Origin of the sequence: Aphanothece microscopica RSMan92, assembly GCF_046613545.2 — a bacterium.
Taxonomy (GTDB): Bacteria; Cyanobacteriota; Cyanobacteriia; order PCC-6307; family Cyanobiaceae; genus NIES-981.
Genome location: NZ_JBKKKY020000292.1, coordinates 1 through 706 on the forward strand (window position 1 = coordinate 1; position 706 = coordinate 706).

At 58.1% G+C, this 706-nt stretch carries 1 protein-coding gene; it reads left to right on the forward strand.

What is annotated here, in order from left to right:
• Positions 1 to 45: 45 nt before the first annotated feature.
• On the forward strand, positions 46 to 706 hold a 661-nt coding region (locus ACLD7X_RS17575; protein WP_425625448.1), incomplete at its 3' end, for a glycosyl hydrolase family 18 protein.

Genomic DNA, 706 nt, shown 5'->3' on the forward strand with positions numbered 1-706 from the left:
CTGCGAACAATGGCACCCGGCCGCGGACATTCCGATGACAACCTGGTGGTATGGGTCGCCGACGCCCGTATCCTCATCGGCGGCTGCTTCGTGCGGAGCACGGAGGATGCCTTCCCAGGAAACCTGAGCCATGCGAACGTGCCTGCCTGGCGCACCTCGGCCCGCCGGTTGATCGAGGCCTTTCCGCATCCCCGTGTAGTCGTGCCAGGTCACAATGGATGGACGGACTCAACAGCCGTCTACCATACAGCTGCCATGATGGATGATTGGGTGCAGAAGAACGTCTGGGTACTCGGATATTTCAAGGGTTCAGTTACCGAAGCACAAAACCTCGATTGCACCGGCCTTAGCCATGTGGTCTATTGTTTCCTCCACCTGAAGGACGGTATCGCTGCGCTCGATGATTCGACGGAACATCACGTACTTCGCCAATTATTGCACCACCGTATACAGAACCCCAACCTGAAAGTCCTTGCCGCCGTAGGCGGATGGGGTGGCTGTGAACCATGCTCCGATGTGTTTGCTACACCATCCGGACGAAGTACGTTCGTCTCGCACCTGGCAAGGTTCGTCCGCACGTGGAAACTCGACGGCGTCGACATCGACTGGGAAACACCAGTTCTTGGCGGATACAAGGATCATCCCGCACGGCCAGAAGACCGCGACAATCTGGCCACAGTTTTGGAGATGCTCCGCGACTCCCTCG